The organism is Vibrio sp. 378 (genome assembly GCF_033339435.1).
Map to the genome: position 1 here is coordinate 69,154 of NZ_JAWOUO010000007.1, position 18,498 is coordinate 87,651.

Here is an 18,498-nt window from a genome sequence, read left to right on the forward strand (position 1 = left end):
GGATCATATGGATTTCGGTACAATTCATAGTATTTATACCGTTGTACTCTTCGCTAGTTTTATTGGCATCGTATGGTGGGCATTTAGTAAAAAGCGTAAAGCACGCTTTGAAGAAGATGCCAACTTGGTGTTTGCTGACGAAGAACAAAAGACCCCTAATAACCAAGGAGTGAAGAAGTAATGACTACATTCTGGAGTCTCTGGATTATCGTGATTACTGTCGGTACGCTAGTAGGCTGTGCGATTCTCCTGACTTGGTGCGCTAAAGATAAAATGGGCGTCGAGGAAGGGGAAGACATGGGCCACGAGTACGATGGTATTCGCGAGCTAAACAACCCTCTACCAAAGTGGTGGACTTACCTGTTTGTAAGCACATTTGTGTTCGCAGCAGTTTACCTTGCCCTATTCCCAGGTCTAGGTAGCTTCAAGGGCTTTTTAAACTGGCAGAGTTCGGCTCAAACCGTTCGCTCACTAGAAGAGTCAAAAGAAGCCATCGCTGCAGCACAAGAGAACAAGCAACTAAACCAATATGCAAAAGAACTGGATGATGCCGACGCTTACTTCGGCGAAGCATTCCGTAAACTTGCGCACAATGACAGTGGTCTACGCCCAATTCCTGAAATTGCGCAAGATCCTGAAGCATTAAAAGTTGGTCAGCGTTTGTTTTTGCAAAACTGTTCTCAATGCCATGGCTCTGATGCACGTGGTCAGAAAGGCTTCCCTAACCTGACTGATGATGCATGGCTATATGGTGGCGAGCCAGCAGCGATCGTTACAACCATCATGCACGGCCGTATTGGTCAAATGCCAGCATGGAAAGATGCCCTTGGTGAGCAAGGTGTTCAAGAAGTTGTAAGTTACACACTTAGTTTATCTGGTCGTAAAGTAAATGCTCGTGAAGCCGCGGCAGGTAAAGCACGCTTCGTAGTGTGTGCAGCTTGTCATGGTACCGATGGTAAGGGTAACCCTGCAGTCGGTGCGCCTGACCTTACAGACCAAGACTGGTTATTTGGTGACTCTCGTGCAGCTGTAACAGAAACCGTAATGAACGGACGCTCAGGCGTAATGCCTGCGTGGAAAGACATTTTGGGTGAAGATAAAGTTCAGCTCGTTGCCTCATATGTCTGGAGTTTAAGTAACTCAGAGAGTAAGTAACTGAGATATTACGTAACATAGCAATAACAGCCCCTTTCATAGGGGCTGTCTTTCCTTTAAATTTAACGCCTTACATTTTTTCATTTAGCTGTTGAGAACTTTTTTATGGTAAAGCCTTGGTATAAACAATTTTGGCCGTGGTTCCTAATCATCCTTCCTCTTACTGTCGTAGTTTGGACTGTGATTACTGTGGTCGTTTTCTCGAACAACTCTGTTTCTTTAGTCGCCGAGGATTACTATAAAAAAGGCAAAGGCATTAATATCGACATTAGTAAAATGAATGTCGCTCGTGACCTAGGTCTTAACGCTGAGATTTCCTCTGAAAATAACAATGTTGTGATTGTTTTCGCTAAAGGGAAGCTACCTCATTACCCTGCTCTAACGGCCACTTTCACTCATCGTACTCTTCCTGATCGTGACTTCACAAAGCTTGTAACAGCGGATGCATCTGGTAATTACCGACTAAAAGCTGAGGAATCTATTCAAGGACCATGGTTTGTTGAACTACAACCACACGACAAGCAATGGATGATCCAAGGTAAAGTTGAGTTTCCTGCCTCTTCAACACCGTTAATGAAGTAAGCATATGTGTAAATCCTGTTATCACTGCGGTGAAGATGTACCAGCCAACACGGATTTCAAAGTAGAAATATTGGGTGAAATTCGCGACATGTGTTGTCCGGGCTGCGAAACTGTGGCGCAGACTATTGTCGATAGTGGTCTTGTCTCATACTACCAATACCGCACTGCGCCTGCAGAAAAGGCAGATCTAGTACCAGAGCAACTCCAAGCTTTAATTCATTATGACAATGCGGATGTACAATCTGAATTCGTACGAAATCGCGAAAATGTTTCTGAAGTAACCCTTTCTTTAGAAGGTGTTTCATGTGCTGCTTGCGCGTGGTTAATCGAAAAGCAAGTTTCCAATACAGCCGGGTTGGTATCTATTCGTGTTAATACAACCACCAATCGAGCGTTACTAGCCTGGGATAAAACTCAGGTACGGTTAAGCGAGCTCCTTTCCGTTATTCATAAACTTGGTTACAAAGCTGCACCTTTTGAAGCAGATAAGCAAGAAGCCTCTTACCATCGAATGATGAAGCAATATCTATATCGGCTAGGTATTGCAGGCTTAGCAACCATGCAGGTCATGATGCTCGCCGTTGCACTGTATCTCGAAGTCTTTGGTGATTTAGAGCCAGAGTTTAAAAGTTACTTTCGTTGGGTAAGTTTGATTTTTGCTACTCCTGTTTTGCTTTATTCCGCTCTTCCATTTTACTTAAACGCATGGCGCAGTATCAAAGGCCGAACCCTTGGTATGGATGTCCCGGTTTCTATCGCGTTGATCTTTGCCTATGTTGCAAGTTTAGTTGCAACAGTAACTGAACAAGGCGAAGTCTTCTTTGAATCTATCTCGATGTTTACCTTCTTTTTGTTAGTAGGTCGATTCTTAGAGATGCGCGCTCGTCGCAAAGCTGCTGCAGCGAGTGGTAACCTTCTTAAGTTGATTCCGGCAATTGCTACAACGCTGGACGGTGATCAGATACCCGTGAAGACGCTAAAAGTTGGCGATCGTATCCGCGTTCTACCTGGTGAACATATCCCCGCTGACGGTAAAGTTATTTCAGGCCGTATTCATATTGATGAATCCATGCTAACGGGTGAGTCAGTGCACGTTGTGAAACGAGAAGGCGATATTGTTTATGCGGGAACGCTAAACGGAGACGAATCATTTGAACTTGAGGTAGTAAGCTCAAAGGCCGATTCAATGATTTCTAACATCGTGCGTTTACAAGATGAAGCTCAACACTCCAAACCTAAAATTGCGGAAATTGCAGACATTGTCGCCCGTTACTTTGTTGGTGTGATTCTTATCATCTCTGCTGGTACTTGGTTTTACTGGCATCAAACAAAACCAGATGATGCGTTTTGGATCATGCTGTCTGTGTTAGTCGCTACGTGTCCATGTGCGCTATCTCTGGCCACACCGACCGCACTCACTTGTGCTACCTCTAGAATGGGTAATTTTGGCATTTTACTTCGTAAAGGCCATGTGTTTGAGACATTATGTAAGATCAACCACTTAGTTGTAGATAAAACAGGCACTCTAACGAAAGGTGATATTGAGATCTGTGATACAAAAGTGTTGAGTGATCTTCCAAAAGAAGATTGTCTCTCTCTAGCCGCAGCATTAGAAGCTCATGCAAACCATCCTATCGCTCGCTCTTTTGCAAGTTACGCCAATGATGACTTTATCGTGTCTGATGTGCAAAACGTGATTGGGTCAGGGATTGAAGGGATATGGAATGGCAAAATCGTTAAGATAGGCAGTGCGGCTTTTGTTCAAGGCAAAGAAAGTGGTGAAAGCCAGGCGGTCTATCTGTCGGTTGATGGCAAGCATGTCGCTAGCTTTTACTACCGCGACCCTATCCGAAAAGAAAGCAAAGCCTTTATTCAACGTTTTGCTGACGCTGGAATTAAGACAACCCTGCTAACTGGTGATTCTCTCTCAAACGCCCAACCAGTGGCGAATGAAATTGGTATCGATCACATCGTCGCGTCAGCAAAGCCAGAAGATAAGCTTGCATACCTTAAGAGCTTGGACGAAAACAGTATCACTATGATGGTTGGTGATGGAATCAATGACGCGCCGACTCTCGCCGGAGCTCACCTTTCTGTCGCAATGGGCGGTGGTACAGATGTCGCTAAAGCTTCTGCAGATATGACGTTACTTGGGGATAATCTCGAAAAGCTACTAGAAGCACGTTTGCTTGCACTGCGTACAAGAAAGATTATTCGAGAAAACTTGGCTTGGTCTTTGGGTTACAACCTGTTAATTTTGCCTTTGGCGGTCGCAGGTTTAGTGGCTCCCTACATTGCAGTAGTTGGCATGTCTGCAAGCTCAATTATCGTTGTATCTAACTCTTTGCGCCTGCTCAAAGAGAAATAAGTAGAGAAAGCAAACATGGAAAGTCTTTATATATTGATTCCCATCGCTATCGTTCTCGTTTGTGTTGCTGTCGCCGTTTTTCTTTGGGCGGTAAGAAGCGATCAGTTTGAAGATCTTGAACGGCAAGGGCACAACATTCTTCTCGACGAAGAAGACCAATCTAATAGTGATAAAAAGTAGCGACCTTTATGACTCCTGATTTTATCGGTGCGTTGATGATCGGCTTAGTAGGAGCCGGTCATTGTATGGGTATGTGTGGTGGTATCGCGTCTCTGCTTACCATGGGCTCTTCTGCTAAAAATAAAACCACCCCTCTTATCCCCCTCTTCTACAACCTCGGACGATTGATCAGTTATACCTTAATAGGAGCATTAGTGGGTGGTGCTATATCAGGTTTATCTGAGCTTAGTGGGTTAACGCATTCTCTTGCTTGGTTAAGGCTGATTGCTGCGTTATTCATGATTCTGGTCGCGCTGTATATTGCTAAATGGTGGCAAGGCTTACTTTTAATAGAAAAGCTAGGGCAGTATCTCTGGCGCTTTATCTCGCCGGCAGGGAAGAATCTGTTGCCATTAAAGCATCCTCTTCACGCGTTGCCATTTGGCTTTATTTGGGGTTGGTTACCATGTGGTTTAGTTTATTCAGCGCTTACTTGGTCGGCGGTTTCTGGTAGTGCGATGAACGGCGGCCTAATTATGCTTGCGTTTGGGCTCGGAACGCTACCTGCAATGCTTATTATTGGATACGGTGCCAATCATTTTCAGAAATTACAAAAATCATTAATATTTAGAAATATTTCAGCATTAATCCTTATTGGCTATGGTACGTATACCGCTGTAGGAGCCTTAGCATTACTCGGTTTCATATAACGTTAAACTCTATTGAGGTGACATTTTTGCTACCCTTTAGGATTAAGCGATGCTAAAATATTGATGTATATCAAATAGTGAAAGGTTGTTATGATTTCTGAAAAACCTGCAACAAAGCGTATCCAATCAGGCGGTTGCGCCATTCATTGCCAAGATTGTAGCATTAGTCAACTGTGTATCCCGTTCACTCTAAATGAGGCAGAACTTGACCAGCTTGACCAAATCATCGAACGTAAGAAGCCTATTCAAAAAGGACAAGAGCTTTTTAAGGCCGGTGATGAGCTAAAATCGCTATACGCTATCCGCTCTGGTACCATCAAGAGCTATACGATCACAGAGCAAGGTGATGAGCAAATCACAGCGTTTCACTTAGCTGGAGACTTAGTCGGTTTCGATGCTATCACTGGTGACTCCCACCCTAGCTTTGCTCAAGCACTCGAAACGTCGATGGTATGTGAAATCCCATACGAAATTTTAGACGATCTATCGGGTAAAATGCCTAAGCTTCGCCAGCAAATCATGCGTTTGATGAGTAACGAAATTAAAGGTGATCAGGAAATGATTTTGCTTCTTTCTAAAAAGAACGCAGAAGAGCGACTAGCTGCTTTCCTTTACAACCTATCAACGCGTTTTTCTCAGCGTGGCTTCAGCCCTAGAGAGTTTCGTTTAACTATGACTCGTGGTGATATTGGCAACTACCTTGGTCTTACAGTCGAAACGATCAGTCGTTTGTTAGGTCGTTTCCAGAAATCTGAGATCCTAAGCGTAAAAGGTAAATATATCACTATCTTAGACCACGATGCATTGATGGAACTTGCTGGTGTAACTAAAGAATAATACACCCTAATTATTGATGTAGCTCGAAAATGAGCTACATCATATTTCTCATAAATTCCTTTCGAAAGTCCTCAAAAAGTTCTCCAAACTAAGCTACAGTAAAAATGTACGGTGAGTACTCCAAAATACTGATTTAATTTACATTCAGTATCTGGTTTTGCAATAGAAGTGGGCTTAGTTATGAGTATATACAGTAAGATCCTTGTTGTAGCTGACATCAATAATGATGAGCAGCCCGCACTTGCAAGAGCTGTTCAATTAGCTCAGAAAAGTGTATCTAGAAGCCGAATCACTTTCTTTTTATCCATTTACGATTTCTCGTATGACATGACGTCAATGCTATCAGTGGATGAAAGAGATGCTATGCGTCGAGGTGTCATTCATCAGCGTGAGCAGTGGATGCGTAAAATTGCTCAACCATACCTAAACGATGGCTTCGACTTTGATGTTTGTGTTGTCTGGCACAACCGCCCTTATGAGGCGATTATTGCTGAAGTCTATGCAGGCAATCATGACCTAGTCATCAAAGGCACACGTAAGCATGATGTTTTAGAGTCTGTCATTTTCACACCGACAGATTGGCACTTGTTGCGAAAATGCCCTATTCCAGTGCTTCTTATCAAGAATGCTGCTTGGCCGGAACAAGCAAGTATCCTTGCCTCAGTACATGTGGGCTCAGAAAACCCGACTCATATTGATCTCAACGATACGATGGTCGAGCGATTAAAAGAAATCACCACTCGGCTTGAGGCCAAGCCATATCTTGTTAACGCCTATCCCGTTACACCGGCGAATATTACGATTGAACTGCCTGAATTTGACCCAACGACTTATACCGATGCAGTGCGAGGTCATCATTTAACGGCTATGAAAGCACTACGCCAAAAACATGGTCTTGATGAAGAACAAACGATAGTTGAGCAAGGTTTACCTGAAGATGTCATTCCGGCAGCTGCAGAGCGCTTGAACGCAGCAATGGTTATTTTAGGTACCACAGGGCGAACAGGGCTTTCTGCTGTCTTTATTGGTAATACAGCGGAGCACGTAATTGATAAAATAAATTGCGACGTGTTGGCTCTAAAACCAAAAGGCTACATTAGCCCTCTCGATCCAAATACAGCAACCTAATCTCTCCTTAGTATTGCTATGTATTGAGCGCTTTCAAATAAGCGCTAATAAATCCCCCGAATACAGGGGGATTTTTGTTTGGGAACAGTTAAAGCGTTGGGTACAAAAAAGGAGGTCTAATTGACCTCCTTTTTTACGAGTTAGATGTTCGTAACATCGATGAACATCGATTCATCAATATTCGTCGAAGAAACGACAGCCTCATTAAATTCATACTCTTCGCGGTTACCTTCACGATCTAGCGGTAAGTTAACAAAGTCGAACAATTCGCGGTCTGCTAGTTGGCTTGGGCTTACGTTTTGAATTGATTTAAAAATTGCTTCCACACGCCCTGGCGTCTTCTTATCCCATTCAATCAACATTGCTTTTATAGATTGACGCTGAAGGTTCTCTTGAGAGCCACAAAGGTTACACGGAATTATTGGGAAATCCTTGTGCTCAGCGTATTTGATCAAATCTTTTTCACGACAGTAAGTCAATGGACGAATGACCACGTTACGGCCATCATCAGAGCGTAGCTTTGGTGGCATCGCTTTAAGGCGAGAGCCGTGGAACATATTCAAGAACATTGTTTCGACGATGTCATCCATGTGATGACCTAGCGCAAGCTTAGTTGCACCAATCTTCTCTGCAAATGAATACAGCGTACCACGTCGCAGGCGTGAACACAGACCACAAGTGGTTTTGCCTTCTGGTACCTTCTCTTTTACGACGGAATACGTGTCCTTATCGACGATATAGTAAGGGATATTCAGTGTTTCGAAATACTCTGGCAGAATGTGCTCAGGGAAGCCCGGTTGTTTTTGGTCTAGGTTTACCGCAACCACTTCAAATTTGATCGGTGCGGCTTTTTGAAGATTCAGCAGGATATCAAGCATCGCGAATGAATCTTTACCACCGCTAATACATGCCATTACAACATCGCCTTCTTCGATCATGTTGTAATCAGTAATGGCATTTCCAACATGTCTTCTTAGGCGTTTCTGAAGCTTGTTGAATTCTAGGGTTTCTTTTCTTGTATCTATTTGGTTCATTGCGGGCTCTCACATCGCCGATAAATCGACTAGGACTTCCTAACATGGGTTTCTTTGGGGCGTGGATTATACGAGCTTTTTACGCAGGATTAAATGTTTGTCTTATTGAGTCTTTAAGAAAAGAGTGTGAAAGATACTTTAGTTACGGTCAAAATTAAAAAAGAGCTGCGATTGCAGCCCTTTCTAAACGTTCAGTGTTCATTTCTTTGCGTTAGGTAGATAAGGTAACACTCGCATCGTCGGTTCTGGTAGTGTCATTGTGCCACCTTGCCCTATTTCACTTAGTGCGACTTGTATCTTGCCATTGACAATTGGCTTTTCGGTTCCGTTTGAGAAAATCACTTTATCATTCAGTTGATTTGCAAACTCCATCGTCACACCTTGAACCTCCGGTGTAAACCAACCCGCAAACATACCGCCTAAATCTTCCAGCATCGTCTGCATTTGAGGTAGAAGAGGCTTAAGTTGGTCGTAAGAAACGTTACCCTGTAATGGTTCTTTGGTCATCACAACAAGTGAGTAATCGCAACGTGTATCTTTTGGGGTATCGACAAAAACCAACGGATTCGCTGACTTTAAGTTTTTATCAACAGGTAAAGGCAACTCTTGTGAAGCAGGGATAACAAACTCTTCATAGTGCTCTTCTTTTTCCATCCAAGCTTTTTCTATCATACAAATTTGTTTAGTTTTTGCGTCCACAAAAAAGACACCAACTTTCACATCGTCATGCCCTTCTTTATTGTTGTTTTTTAGTTGAGTATATAACTTTGAGTACGTGAACATGTACTCTTGAGCTTGGGTTATCGGCGATGCAAGAATTAGCGCCGCACTTCCCAACAGACTTAGGCTTAACTTTTTCATTTTATCCGTTATTTTATTGCGTCCAGTAGGCGTTGTTATGACGAATCATAGCGCGAAGATCGTGTACATAGGCGATGCCACGTTCAGAATAGGCTAGCAACCCATGCGTTAACTCTGACGCGGTTGCGACCGTTAACAAGCCCTTGTTCTTTTCAGCCAGAGATGTTCTGATTTCACGCAGGTCTGCATACGCTGGGTTTCGATTAACATTCATAAAGTAGCCATGAACAGACTGTTGTACAGAATCGAATTTTTCAACTTCATGAACTTTGTTAGCGCCACGTTGCGCTGGAACAATTCCACAGCCCTTTTTATAACACCATTGGCCGAACAAGTTGTTTGCTTGAGTAGCAAAACGAGAAGTGCCCCACGCAGATTCATTTGCCGCTTGAGTTAGAACCAACGCTTCTGGTAAGACGTTCACTCTCACAAGCATCTCGTCTAGCCATGCTTGATCAATCTTATCGTTACTCAAGGGCAACGAATACAGAGATGATAACCGCTGAGCATACTCTTGTTGTTCTTGCGTCACTTGTCCCACCTTTAAAGAGGTAAGAAAGGCCCGCTCATGACGAATTCGTTGATTCTCAAGAGCAATTTTAGGCCTTAAAAAATCAAAAAAAGCAGCTTTTTTCTCTTTCGTATCTTTTATTGAATTGAAGTCTGGGATATCACCGATGTATGGCAAATGTGATAAATCGACATGCTTAATCTTGCCAGAGAGTACGTCAGGATTTTCCACATATTTAAACTGTTTCTCGTAGTGTAAATATGGGCCTATAGAAATGAAAGTGGCGGCTATACAGGTTGCCGCCACTCGTAAACTTATTGATTTCAAAGAATTAGGCATCAAACACCTGTGAGTTACCATCGTGATCATTATCGTTTTTCTGTGTTGTAACGATCTTAAGCTTAATTCCAAACATTTCGCGGTAGAGTATGCCTTTCAAATGGAAGAAGAATGGCAGCACAAAAATCAAGCCAATACCGTAGAACATTGCTGCAATAATAAACATTAACATCACGCCTAAGTAAAGCCCCGCGACCACAAAAATCTTCTTGTTGATTGCGCGAAGTGATAACAGCAACGCTTGCATTGGTGGCACCCTTTTCTCACAAATCAACAAGATAGAGTGACTAAATGCCAAGGAAAGATACAGCGACAGTAAAGGAAAAATCATACCAACCACACCTTGTAGCATCAAGCTCATGAGCGTTGCTAGGATAACAGGAATGGTGAACTGCAACCCCTTTCCAACATGGCGCAACTTAGTCTTCAGGCCAGCGACATGACTCATAGCCATCAAACTTATCCCCGCATAAATTGGGGCGCTAATCACCTCATAACTGAAATTCGCGACATAAATAGAAGACACAATATCGTTTGTGAACGACTCTGGGTTCTCAAACGCATCAAGAATAACGGTCAAATCGCCCAACTGCAGTTTTAATGCAATATAGAAAATACCTAACTGGACAAAAAGCAATACAATAATGGCAGGAGAAAATGATAAAAAGTGCTGGATGGTTGCTCGCCAAGCTTCGTTAAAAACCGCGCCAGCTTTAAGCTCGTAGTTGCCAGACAAAGCTCGCTCTACACTCCCCCCAAGATTGAAATCTTTCTCAAAATCGTCGTTCATAGTTTATCCAAGACTAACTTGTAAAATTTTGACTGGAATTCCAGTCAATTAATGTAATCGTCATTATAAAGAAATCTTTCCACATCTAACATCACAACTCACCTACAATCCTTGCAATCTCAACTGTATGGTTGATAATTAACCACTTTCAAGGTCATGAAATTGAAACAATTGTTGAACAAAGTTTAGTGCTATCAAACTGTGTCTAGATGCCAATTAATCTCATAAAAACAGTATGGTAAGGAATGATGGCTTTTTCCTGCAAAATTATTTCTGTTTCAAGATAAGAAAATGCTTTAATTTCACACTTTTGGTGATTATGATGCGCGCCTCAAAAGTGAATGGTTAGTGTCACATCAGCTGGGATAATCCCGGCTTGAACGTGGGGGAAATACAGACGTTGAACGCAAAACCGCAAGCAGGAAAGCCAGTTATTCGTTTATCTGGTATTAGTAAAAGTTTCGATGGTAAGGAAATCATCGGTAATTTAAATCTGGATGTTAATCATGGTGAATTTCTGACGATTCTCGGGCCTTCTGGTTGTGGTAAGACAACAGTTTTACGCATGATTGCAGGTTTTGAAACGGCAGATAACGGTCAAATTATTTTGGATGACCAGGATGTAACACAGGTTCCTGCAGAGCAAAGGCACGTCAACACGGTATTTCAGAGTTATGCACTCTTCCCTCATATGACCGTATTTGAAAACGTTGCTTTTGGTCTTCGCATGCAGAAAACACCTGCAGCAGAGATCGAGCCACGAGTTATGGATGCGCTTCGCATGGTTCGCCTAGAAAAAATGGCACAGCGTAAGCCTCACCAACTTTCTGGTGGTCAACAACAACGTATCGCCATTGCGCGTGCGGTTGTGAACAAGCCAAAAGTACTGCTGCTAGATGAATCTCTATCTGCACTTGATTACAAACTACGTAAGCAAATGCAAATCGAGCTTAAACAGCTTCAGCGTCAGCTTGGTATTACCTTTATCTTCGTTACGCACGATCAGGAAGAAGCCCTATCGATGTCTGACCGCATTATTGTAATGCGCGATGGTGTTATCGAGCAGGATGGTTCTCCACGTGAGATTTACGAAGAGCCGAAGAACCTATTTGTTGCTCGCTTTATCGGTGAGATCAACGTATTCAACGCAACAATGCTAGAGCGTATCGACGAGAAACGTATCCGTGCAGAAATCGAAGGTGTCGAGTCTGTTGTTTACTACGATCAGGAAGCGCAAGCAGGTGAAAAACTGCAAGTACTACTTCGCCCAGAAGACTTACGTATCGAAGAGATCAAAGAGTCTGAAGAAAAAGGCATCGTAGGTCACGTAACAGAGCGTACCTATAAAGGCATGACGCTTGATTCAGTTATCCAATTGGATTCAGGCATGCGTGTAATGGTTAGCGAATTCTTTAACGAAGATGATCCTGATGTGGACCACTCACTTGGCCAGAAAGTCGCTATCACTTGGGTTGAGAGCTGGGAGGTAGTCCTCAATGATAAGCAAGAAGATTAATCTTCAAAACGCGATCATTACCTTAATCGTCGGGTGGTTAACACTTTTCGTGTTGGTACCAAATGTGATGATTATCGGTACGAGTTTCTTAACGCGTGATGAAGCAAACTTAATCGAAATGACATTTACTTTCGACAACTACTTACGTCTACTCGATCCCTTGTATGCGAAAGTGCTGATGCACTCGTTCTACATGGCGATTGTGGCGACGTTGTTGTGTTTAGTAATTGGTTATCCATTTGCTTACATCATAGCGAAAATGCCAGAGAAATGGCGCCCATTCATGTTGTTCTTAGTTATCGTACCTTTTTGGACAAACTCTCTTATCCGTACTTACGGCCTGAAGATTGTTCTGGGTACACAAGGTATTTTGAACAAATCATTAATGGCGATGGAAATCATCGATAAGCCATTACGTATTATGTACACCGAAACAGCAGTAATGATTGGTCTTGTGTACATCCTGCTTCCATTTATGATTCTGCCGCTTTACTCGGCAATCGAGAAGTTGGACAACACTTATATCGAGGCGGCGAAAGATCTTGGTGCGAACAAGTTCCAAACCATTACGAAAGTGATTCTACCTCTTACAATGCCTGGCATTATCGGTGGTTGTTTGTTGGTTCTGCTACCAGCACTAGGTATGTTCTACATCTCTGACCTTCTTGGTGGTGCGAAGAACCTACTGATTGGTAACGTTATTAAGAGCCAAGTATTGAACGCTCGTGACTGGCCATTTGGTGCTGCGACCAGTATCGCCCTCACCTTCGCAATGGCTGTGATGCTTTACGCTTACTACAGAGCAGGCAAACTATTGAATAAGAAAGTGGAGCTAGACTAATGGGACGCACGGTTAGATTTAGCTTTATGGCGCTGGTGTATGCATTTTTGTATCTGCCAATCATCGTCTTAATTGTTAACTCATTTAATGCCAACAAATTTGGTATGAAATGGGGTGGTTTCACCACGAAATGGTACGAAACCTTAGTAAACAACGATAGCCTAATGCAAGCTGCATGGCATTCATTGAACGTAGCGGTATTCTCAGCGACAGCAGCAACCATCATTGGTAGCTTAACGGCCGTTGCCCTATTCCGTTACTCGTTCAAAGGTAAAGGTGCGGTAAACGGCATGCTGTTTGTCGTGATGATGTCTCCAGATATTGTTATGGCGATTTCATTACTTGCTCTGTTCCTGGTATTAGGCGCACAGCTTGGCTTCTTTACACTATTGATTGCTCACATCACCTTTTGTCTACCATTCGTTGTGGTAACTGTGTACAGCCGCTTAAATGGCTTTGATGTGAAAATGTTGGAAGCTGCAAAAGACCTTGGTGCAAGCGAATGGGTTATCTTGAAACAGATCATCCTTCCTCTTGCTAAACCAGCGGTTGCTGCAGGTTGGCTATTGAGCTTTACGCTGTCTTTGGACGACGTAATTATCAGCTCGTTTGTAACAGGTCCAACTTACGAAATCTTACCATTGAAGATTTACTCCATGGTTAAGGTGGGCATTTCACCGGAAGTGAACGCCCTAGCAACGGTAATGTTGATTGTTTCTTTGGTCTTGGTAGTAATTTCTCAGTTGCTAGCAAGAGAAAAAGTGAAGTAGAATCCGCACCTGTTAACATCACGAAACAGAATGGTTACATGCCATTCTGTTTTTCTATCTATCGTCCAAAATTGGACAACGTTTGGTTTGGAGCTAACGTCAATGAAAAAATGGGCTACTCTATTAGCTGGTAGTGCATGTGCGCTTTCTCTGTTCTCTGGTACAGCGACAGCGGATGATAAAGAACTAGTATTTATGAACTGGGGTCCTTACATCAACAGTAATATCCTAGAGCAATTTACTAAAGAAACTGGCATCAAAGTGATCTACTCGACTTACGAGTCGAACGAAACTTTGTATGCAAAGCTAAAAACTCATAACCAAGGTTATGACCTAGTAGTACCTTCAACGTACTTCGTGGCGAAGATGCGTGACGAAGGCATGCTACAAAAGATCGATAAGACTAAGCTGAAAAACTTCGGCAACCTAGATAAAAACTACCTAGACAAGCCTTACGATCCAAGTAACGACTACTCTATCCCACACGTTGTTGCGATTACAGGCCTAGCGGTTAACGCAGACATGTACGATCCAAACGAGTTCCAAAGCTGGGCTGACCTATGGAAGCCTGAGCTTGAAGGTCAAGTAATGTTGATGGACGACACTCGTGAAGTGTTCCATATCGCTCTGCGTAAACTTGGCTACTCAGGTAACTCAAAAGACCCTAAGCAAATCGATGAAGCGTACGCTGAGCTACAAAAGTTGATGCCTAACGTTTTAGTTTTCAACTCTGACAACCCTGGCGCACCTTACATGTCTGGTGAAGTGGGCGTTGGTATGCTTTGGAACGGTAGCGCCGCAGCGGCACAAAGTGAAGGCCTGAACCTTAAACTCGTTTTTCCTAAAGAAGGCGGTATCGGCTGGGTTGATAACTTCGCTATCTCTTCCGGTGCGAAGAACGTAGAAGCCGCTCACAAGATGATCGACTTCCTACTGCGCCCAGAAATCGCAGAGCAAATCTCTCGTGATACTGGGTACCTAACGGCGGTGGAGGAATCGAATGCTAAGTTTAAAGACGTTGCCCCACTATTCCCTTCTCAAGAAGACCTTGACCGCGTTGAATGGCAAGATGCGGTTGGTGATCTAACCGTTAAATACGAAGATTACTTCCTCAAGCTGAAAGCGGGACAATAATCTAGCTTGTGTAACAAGTCATCAACCATAGGAAAATAGGCAGCAATACGCTGCCTATTTTTGTCTTAGGCTGATATAATCGCGCGTTGCTAGGTTTATTTGTCTTGGTATCATAGATTTATCGTCTCATAACAAGGAGACAACGATATTCAAGCTAAATGAACATATTTGTGCTTACTGCGATTTGGCTCAACTTGATAACTCCAGCTAGTATTGACTTGTCCAATCGCGAAACAAAACGGAAAACAAATGAAAAGTAAATTCTACGCAAGCGCTCTATGTGCAGCGACGCTCATCGCTACCCCTGCAATGGCTGCTGATCAAGAACTGTATTTCTACAACTGGTCGGAATACATTCCAAACGAAGTTCTTGAAGACTTTACAAAAGAAACCGGAATTAAAGTTATTTACTCTACATACGAATCTAACGAGAGTATGTACGCAAAACTAAAAACTCAAGGTTCTGGTTACGACTTGGTAGTACCGTCTACCTATTTCGTCTCTAAAATGCGTAAAGAAGGCATGCTACAACAGATCGACAAAGAGAAATTATCTCATTTTGCCGATCTTGATACTAACTTCCTAAACAAACCGTTCGATCCGAACAACAACTACTCTATCCCATACATTTGGGGTGCGACCGGTATTGGTATCAATGCTGACATGCTAGACAAGTCATCGGTTTCTAAATGGGATGATTTCTGGGATAGCAAGTGGGAAGGTCAACTAATGCTGATGGATGATTCTCGCGAAGTATTCCACATTGCATTGACTAAGCTTGGTTACTCACCAAACACGACTAACCCAGAAGAAATCAAAGCCGCTTACGAAGAACTGAAAAAGCTAATGCCAAACGTATTAGTATTTAACTCAGACTTTCCTGCAAACCCTTACCTTGCGGGTGAAGTTTCACTAGGCATGCTTTGGAACGGTTCTGCATACATGGCTCGTCAAGAAGGCGCGAACATCGACATCATCTGGCCAGAAAAAGGCACTATCTTCTGGATGGACAGCCTAGCAATTCCAGCTGGTGCGAAGAACGTTGACGCAGCTCATAAGATGATCGATTTCCTACTACGTCCTGAGAACGCAGCTAAGATTGCACTTGAGATTGGTTATCCTACGCCAGTTAAAACGGCACACGATCTGCTACCGAAAGAATTTGCTAATGATCCAAGCATCTTCCCACCACAAGAAGTGATGGACAGCGGTACTTGGCAAGATGAAGTTGGCGAAGCGAGCGTAATGTACGATGAGTACTTCCAAAAGCTAAAAGTGAACAACTAATTCGTTAGTTTTAAAGATATGAAAAAGCGGCTCATGAGCCGCTTTTTTGTTCTTAATGACAAGACAAAAACTCTTCCTGTTGAAGTTACTACGCTCTTTCTTTTCCTTCTAGAGCCAGTATCTCGTCAACTAATTTTGGAACCTCAACGCTTGCTTTTCCGTAGCGTTTTTCCTCAAATTCACTTTCTACCGCACTAGGTTCTAGGTTAATTTCAATGGTATGTGCGCCGTGCATTTTTGCATCATGAACAAAACCTGCTGCGGGATACACAACGCCAGAAGTCCCAATAGAAATAAACAAATCTGCTTCTTCTAATGACGCGTAGATATCCCCCATTCGCAGTGGCATTTCACCAAACCAAACAATATGTGGTCGCATTTGTGAAGGGATCTGACAACAGTGACAAAGCTCGCCGGTCTTAATGTCCTCATTGTGCTCTACTACTTGGTTAGATTCACTACAGCGGGCTTTGAGCAACTCACCATGCATGTGAATCACATTCTGACTGCCGCCTCTTTCGTGAAGGTTGTCTATATTTTGAGTGATGACCGTCACTTTACCTTCTAACTCAGCCTCTAAACGACCCAATGCTTCATGCGCTGCATTAGGCTTTATCGCATTATCTTGAAGTTTCTTGCGGCGTTGGTTGTAAAAATCTTGAACAAGGTCCGGATCGCGAGCAAACCCTTCAGGCGTTGCTACATCTTCGATACGGTGATTCTCCCATAGGCCATCTTGCGCACGAAATGTTTGAATACCAGATTCGGCCGAGATACCTGCACCAGTAAGTACTACAATATTTCTATAAGGGAAATTCATAACTCATCCTTGCTGTTTTTTCATTAGCTTAACACTGAAAGAATAGCAACAGTAGTAATATGGATTAGACCATAGTCGTAATGGTCACTATTAGAATTACAATTTAAGAGGAACAGCAATGAGACAAGTATCTCTAGCGTTTATATTGCTTATGACTTTGGCGGGCTGTCAACTTACCAATGTTGAAGGCGAAGTCGATGATGTAAAGGTAAGAGTCAGCACCAATGATGATGACCATCGAGGTAATGGTAATTTCTGTCCTCCTGGCCAAGCCAAGAAAGGCAATTGCTAAAAGAGCGGCTTTATGCCGCTCCCATATTGGCCTCAATCCTCGTTGGTCGAAGATATTTTATGAATGGCTAGGTCAGCGCCATTGAATTCGTCTTCTTCTGAAAGCCTCAGTCCCATACTGGTATTAATCGCACCGTAGACTACAAGTGCACCAAGCACTGCGATGGAAAGGCCCAAAAGCGTGCCTAGAAGCTGAACGATAATACTCACGCCATCTAGCCCACCCAATGCGCTTTGACCAAAAATCCCAGCGGCAATACCACCCCAAGCGCCACATACACCGTGTAAAGGCCAGACACCTAGCACATCATCAATCTTGGTTTTGTTTTGTAGGTGGGTAAAAAGATAAACAAATAGCACGCCAGCAATCGCACCTGTCACTAAAGCACCGATAGGATGCATTAAGTCTGAGCCCGCACATACAGCAACCAAGCCAGCTAGTGGGCCGTTATGAATAAAGCCAGGGTCATTCTTACCAGCCAACAGTGACGCGATAATGCCCCCGACCATTGCCATCAATGAGTTCATAGCCACCAAGCCACTTATGCCTGACACAGTTTGAGCTGACATGACGTTGAAGCCAAACCACCCCACACATAAGACCCAAGCTCCCAAAGCCAAAAACGGAATATTCGAAGGTGCAAAGTTGGTGTGCTTTCCTGCTCGAACTCTGCCTTTTCTCATGCCCAAAAACACGACGGCAACAAGCGCTATCCAGCCGCCAACACCATGCACAACGACTGAACCTGCAAAATCGTGGAAGCCATAACCAAAGGTATTTTCAAACCAAGATTGAACGCCAAAGTTTCCGTTCCAGATCATTCCTTCAAATAGTGGGTATACAATACCGACAGTGAAAAATGTTGCGATTAAAATCGGATAAAAACGAGCTCGTTCTGCGATACCACCTGAAACAATAGCGGGAATCGCTGCAGCGAAGGTCAGCAAGAAAAAGAACTTCACTAACTCGTAACCATTGCCTTGAGATAATGTCTCAGCATCAGCGAAGAAGGTGCCGCCATAAGCGACCCAGTATCCAATGAAAAAATACGCGATGGCGGATATACCGAAATCGGCCAAGATTTTAACTAAAGCATTAACTTGGTTCTTTTGGCGCACGGTTCCTACTTCAAGAAAAGCAAAACCAGCATGCATCAAAAAAACCATGATTGCGCCAAGTAGTAAGAAAAGTGTGTCGGAACTTTGCGTGAGAGTTTGTACAGCGCCGTGTACCTGATTGGCAGTTACACTCATTATGATTGTCTCCGTTGATCTGTAGCGCACTTATCCTGTGCATCAAAGTTAGGCTCATCACCAATTTGGTGAACTTAATTTATAGAGCGTCTATCAGAGCAATTCTCATTC

General features: G+C 43.2%; 20 protein-coding genes. 14 read left to right on the forward strand and 6 right to left on the reverse strand.

Going from position 1 to position 18,498, the window contains the following annotated elements; all coding sequences use genetic code 11:
• The first annotated feature begins 7 nt into the window (after positions 1-7).
• The 8 genes from R7Q48_RS14355 (at position 8) to uspE (ending at position 6,939) form a co-directional block, all read left to right on the forward strand.
• On the forward strand, positions 8-181 hold the full coding sequence (locus R7Q48_RS14355; protein ID WP_005377485.1) for a cbb3-type cytochrome oxidase subunit 3: 174 nt from the start codon (positions 8-10) through the stop codon (positions 179-181).
• Positions 181-1,155 carry a cytochrome-c oxidase, cbb3-type subunit III gene (gene ccoP / locus R7Q48_RS14360; RefSeq protein WP_005377487.1) on the forward strand — a complete coding sequence of 325 codons (975 nt, stop codon included), beginning with the start codon at positions 181-183 and terminating at the stop codon, positions 1,153-1,155. Before R7Q48_RS14355 ends, ccoP begins: the two co-directional genes overlap by 1 nt.
• Positions 1,156-1,260: 105 nt before the next feature.
• Entirely contained in the window at positions 1,261-1,737 is a 477-nt protein-coding gene (locus R7Q48_RS14365; protein ID WP_005377489.1) for a FixH family protein, read from the forward strand.
• Positions 1,738-1,741: 4 nt separating this feature from the next.
• Positions 1,742-4,105 carry a heavy metal translocating P-type ATPase gene (locus tag R7Q48_RS14370; RefSeq protein ID WP_213907247.1) on the forward strand — a complete coding sequence of 788 codons (2,364 nt, stop codon included), beginning with the start codon at positions 1,742-1,744 and terminating at the stop codon, positions 4,103-4,105.
• Positions 4,106-4,120: 15 nt separating this feature from the next.
• Entirely contained in the window at positions 4,121-4,285 is a 165-nt protein-coding gene (gene ccoS / locus R7Q48_RS14375; RefSeq protein WP_005377493.1) for a cbb3-type cytochrome oxidase assembly protein CcoS, read from the forward strand.
• A gap of 8 nt (positions 4,286-4,293) precedes the next feature.
• Positions 4,294-4,974 carry a sulfite exporter TauE/SafE family protein gene (locus R7Q48_RS14380; protein WP_158173887.1) on the forward strand — a complete coding sequence of 227 codons (681 nt, stop codon included), beginning with the start codon at positions 4,294-4,296 and terminating at the stop codon, positions 4,972-4,974.
• A gap of 90 nt (positions 4,975-5,064) precedes the next feature.
• Positions 5,065-5,811, forward strand: a complete 747-nt coding sequence (locus R7Q48_RS14385) for an FNR family transcription factor (protein WP_005377497.1) — start codon at positions 5,065-5,067, stop codon at positions 5,809-5,811.
• A gap of 180 nt (positions 5,812-5,991) precedes the next feature.
• Positions 5,992-6,939 (forward strand): universal stress protein UspE, encoded by a 948-nt coding sequence (gene uspE / locus R7Q48_RS14390; protein WP_005377500.1) that lies wholly within the window; start codon positions 5,992-5,994, stop codon positions 6,937-6,939.
• Positions 6,940-7,079: 140 nt separating this feature from the next.
• Here the strand turns inward: uspE and ttcA are convergent, their stop codons facing one another.
• The 4 genes from ttcA to R7Q48_RS14410 form a co-directional block, all read right to left on the reverse strand.
• Complete coding sequence (ttcA, locus tag R7Q48_RS14395; protein WP_005377502.1) at positions 7,080-7,973, reverse strand: tRNA 2-thiocytidine(32) synthetase TtcA; 894 nt, start codon at positions 7,971-7,973, stop codon at positions 7,080-7,082.
• 198 nt (positions 7,974-8,171) lie between these two features.
• The gene (locus R7Q48_RS14400; protein WP_025766641.1) at positions 8,172-8,834 is read right to left on the reverse strand and encodes a DUF2987 domain-containing protein; all 663 of its coding nucleotides are present in this window, start codon (positions 8,832-8,834) and stop codon (positions 8,172-8,174) included.
• A gap of 13 nt (positions 8,835-8,847) precedes the next feature.
• A complete protein-coding gene (locus R7Q48_RS14405; RefSeq protein WP_017634900.1) occupies positions 8,848-9,684 on the reverse strand; it encodes a glucosaminidase domain-containing protein in 837 nt (278 codons plus the stop codon).
• Positions 9,677-10,474, reverse strand: coding sequence for a hypothetical protein (locus tag R7Q48_RS14410; protein WP_005377508.1), 798 nt, complete (start codon positions 10,472-10,474; stop codon positions 9,677-9,679). The genes R7Q48_RS14405 and R7Q48_RS14410 overlap by 8 nt, the downstream gene beginning before the upstream one ends.
• 400 nt (positions 10,475-10,874) lie before the next feature.
• Between R7Q48_RS14410 and potA the strand changes: the two genes are divergently transcribed.
• The 5 genes from potA to R7Q48_RS14435 all read left to right on the forward strand — a co-directional run bounded on the left by potA (position 10,875) and on the right by R7Q48_RS14435 (position 16,022).
• Entirely contained in the window at positions 10,875-11,990 is a 1,116-nt protein-coding gene (gene potA / locus R7Q48_RS14415) for a spermidine/putrescine ABC transporter ATP-binding protein PotA (protein WP_047102297.1), read from the forward strand.
• Positions 11,971-12,831, forward strand: coding sequence for a spermidine/putrescine ABC transporter permease PotB (gene potB / locus R7Q48_RS14420; protein ID WP_005377512.1), 861 nt, complete (start codon positions 11,971-11,973; stop codon positions 12,829-12,831). Before potA ends, potB begins: the two co-directional genes overlap by 20 nt.
• Positions 12,831-13,601: a spermidine/putrescine ABC transporter permease PotC gene (potC, locus tag R7Q48_RS14425; RefSeq protein WP_005389180.1), complete on the forward strand. Its 771-nt coding sequence runs from the start codon at positions 12,831-12,833 to the stop codon at positions 13,599-13,601. The genes potB and potC overlap by 1 nt, the downstream gene beginning before the upstream one ends.
• A 102-nt stretch (positions 13,602-13,703) precedes the next feature.
• Complete coding sequence (locus R7Q48_RS14430; protein ID WP_005377519.1) at positions 13,704-14,735, forward strand: extracellular solute-binding protein; 1,032 nt, start codon at positions 13,704-13,706, stop codon at positions 14,733-14,735.
• 249 nt (positions 14,736-14,984) lie between these two features.
• On the forward strand, positions 14,985-16,022 hold the full coding sequence (locus R7Q48_RS14435; RefSeq protein ID WP_005377521.1) for an extracellular solute-binding protein: 1,038 nt from the start codon (positions 14,985-14,987) through the stop codon (positions 16,020-16,022).
• An 88-nt stretch (positions 16,023-16,110) separates the two neighbouring features.
• On the opposite strand, the gene cobB is transcribed toward R7Q48_RS14435, so the two are convergent.
• Complete coding sequence (gene cobB, locus R7Q48_RS14440; protein ID WP_005377522.1) at positions 16,111-16,842, reverse strand: Sir2 family NAD+-dependent deacetylase; 732 nt, start codon at positions 16,840-16,842, stop codon at positions 16,111-16,113.
• A gap of 118 nt (positions 16,843-16,960) precedes the next feature.
• On the opposite strand from cobB, the gene R7Q48_RS14445 reads away from it, so the two are divergent.
• A complete protein-coding gene (locus R7Q48_RS14445; protein WP_165401620.1) occupies positions 16,961-17,134 on the forward strand; it encodes a hypothetical protein in 174 nt (57 codons plus the stop codon).
• 32 nt (positions 17,135-17,166) lie between these two features.
• Here the strand turns inward: R7Q48_RS14445 and R7Q48_RS14450 are convergent, their stop codons facing one another.
• A complete protein-coding gene (locus R7Q48_RS14450; RefSeq protein ID WP_213960883.1) occupies positions 17,167-18,387 on the reverse strand; it encodes an ammonium transporter in 1,221 nt (406 codons plus the stop codon).
• Positions 18,388-18,498 lie beyond the last annotated feature (111 nt).

Coding starts and splice junctions, on each gene's coding strand:
- R7Q48_RS14370 (WP_213907247.1), top strand. CDS start 1,742: ATGTGTAAATCCTGTTATCACTGCGGTGAAGATGTACCAGCCAACACG.
- R7Q48_RS14405 (WP_017634900.1), bottom strand. CDS start 9,684: ATGCCTAATTCTTTGAAATCAATAAGTTTACGAGTGGCGGCAACCTGT.
- R7Q48_RS14365 (WP_005377489.1), top strand. CDS start 1,261: ATGGTAAAGCCTTGGTATAAACAATTTTGGCCGTGGTTCCTAATCATC.
- R7Q48_RS14430 (WP_005377519.1), top strand. CDS start 13,704: ATGAAAAAATGGGCTACTCTATTAGCTGGTAGTGCATGTGCGCTTTCT.
- ccoP (WP_005377487.1), top strand. CDS start 181: ATGACTACATTCTGGAGTCTCTGGATTATCGTGATTACTGTCGGTACG.
- potB (WP_005377512.1), top strand. CDS start 11,971: ATGATAAGCAAGAAGATTAATCTTCAAAACGCGATCATTACCTTAATC.
- ttcA (WP_005377502.1), bottom strand. CDS start 7,973: ATGAACCAAATAGATACAAGAAAAGAAACCCTAGAATTCAACAAGCTT.
- R7Q48_RS14445 (WP_165401620.1), top strand. CDS start 16,961: ATGAGACAAGTATCTCTAGCGTTTATATTGCTTATGACTTTGGCGGGC.
- R7Q48_RS14410 (WP_005377508.1), bottom strand. CDS start 10,474: ATGAACGACGATTTTGAGAAAGATTTCAATCTTGGGGGGAGTGTAGAG.
- ccoS (WP_005377493.1), top strand. CDS start 4,121: ATGGAAAGTCTTTATATATTGATTCCCATCGCTATCGTTCTCGTTTGT.
- cobB (WP_005377522.1), bottom strand. CDS start 16,842: ATGAATTTCCCTTATAGAAATATTGTAGTACTTACTGGTGCAGGTATC.
- R7Q48_RS14385 (WP_005377497.1), top strand. CDS start 5,065: ATGATTTCTGAAAAACCTGCAACAAAGCGTATCCAATCAGGCGGTTGC.
- potC (WP_005389180.1), top strand. CDS start 12,831: ATGGGACGCACGGTTAGATTTAGCTTTATGGCGCTGGTGTATGCATTT.
- R7Q48_RS14450 (WP_213960883.1), bottom strand. CDS start 18,387: ATGAGTGTAACTGCCAATCAGGTACACGGCGCTGTACAAACTCTCACG.
- R7Q48_RS14380 (WP_158173887.1), top strand. CDS start 4,294: ATGACTCCTGATTTTATCGGTGCGTTGATGATCGGCTTAGTAGGAGCC.
- uspE (WP_005377500.1), top strand. CDS start 5,992: ATGAGTATATACAGTAAGATCCTTGTTGTAGCTGACATCAATAATGAT.
- R7Q48_RS14435 (WP_005377521.1), top strand. CDS start 14,985: ATGAAAAGTAAATTCTACGCAAGCGCTCTATGTGCAGCGACGCTCATC.
- R7Q48_RS14355 (WP_005377485.1), top strand. CDS start 8: ATGGATTTCGGTACAATTCATAGTATTTATACCGTTGTACTCTTCGCT.
- R7Q48_RS14400 (WP_025766641.1), bottom strand. CDS start 8,834: ATGAAAAAGTTAAGCCTAAGTCTGTTGGGAAGTGCGGCGCTAATTCTT.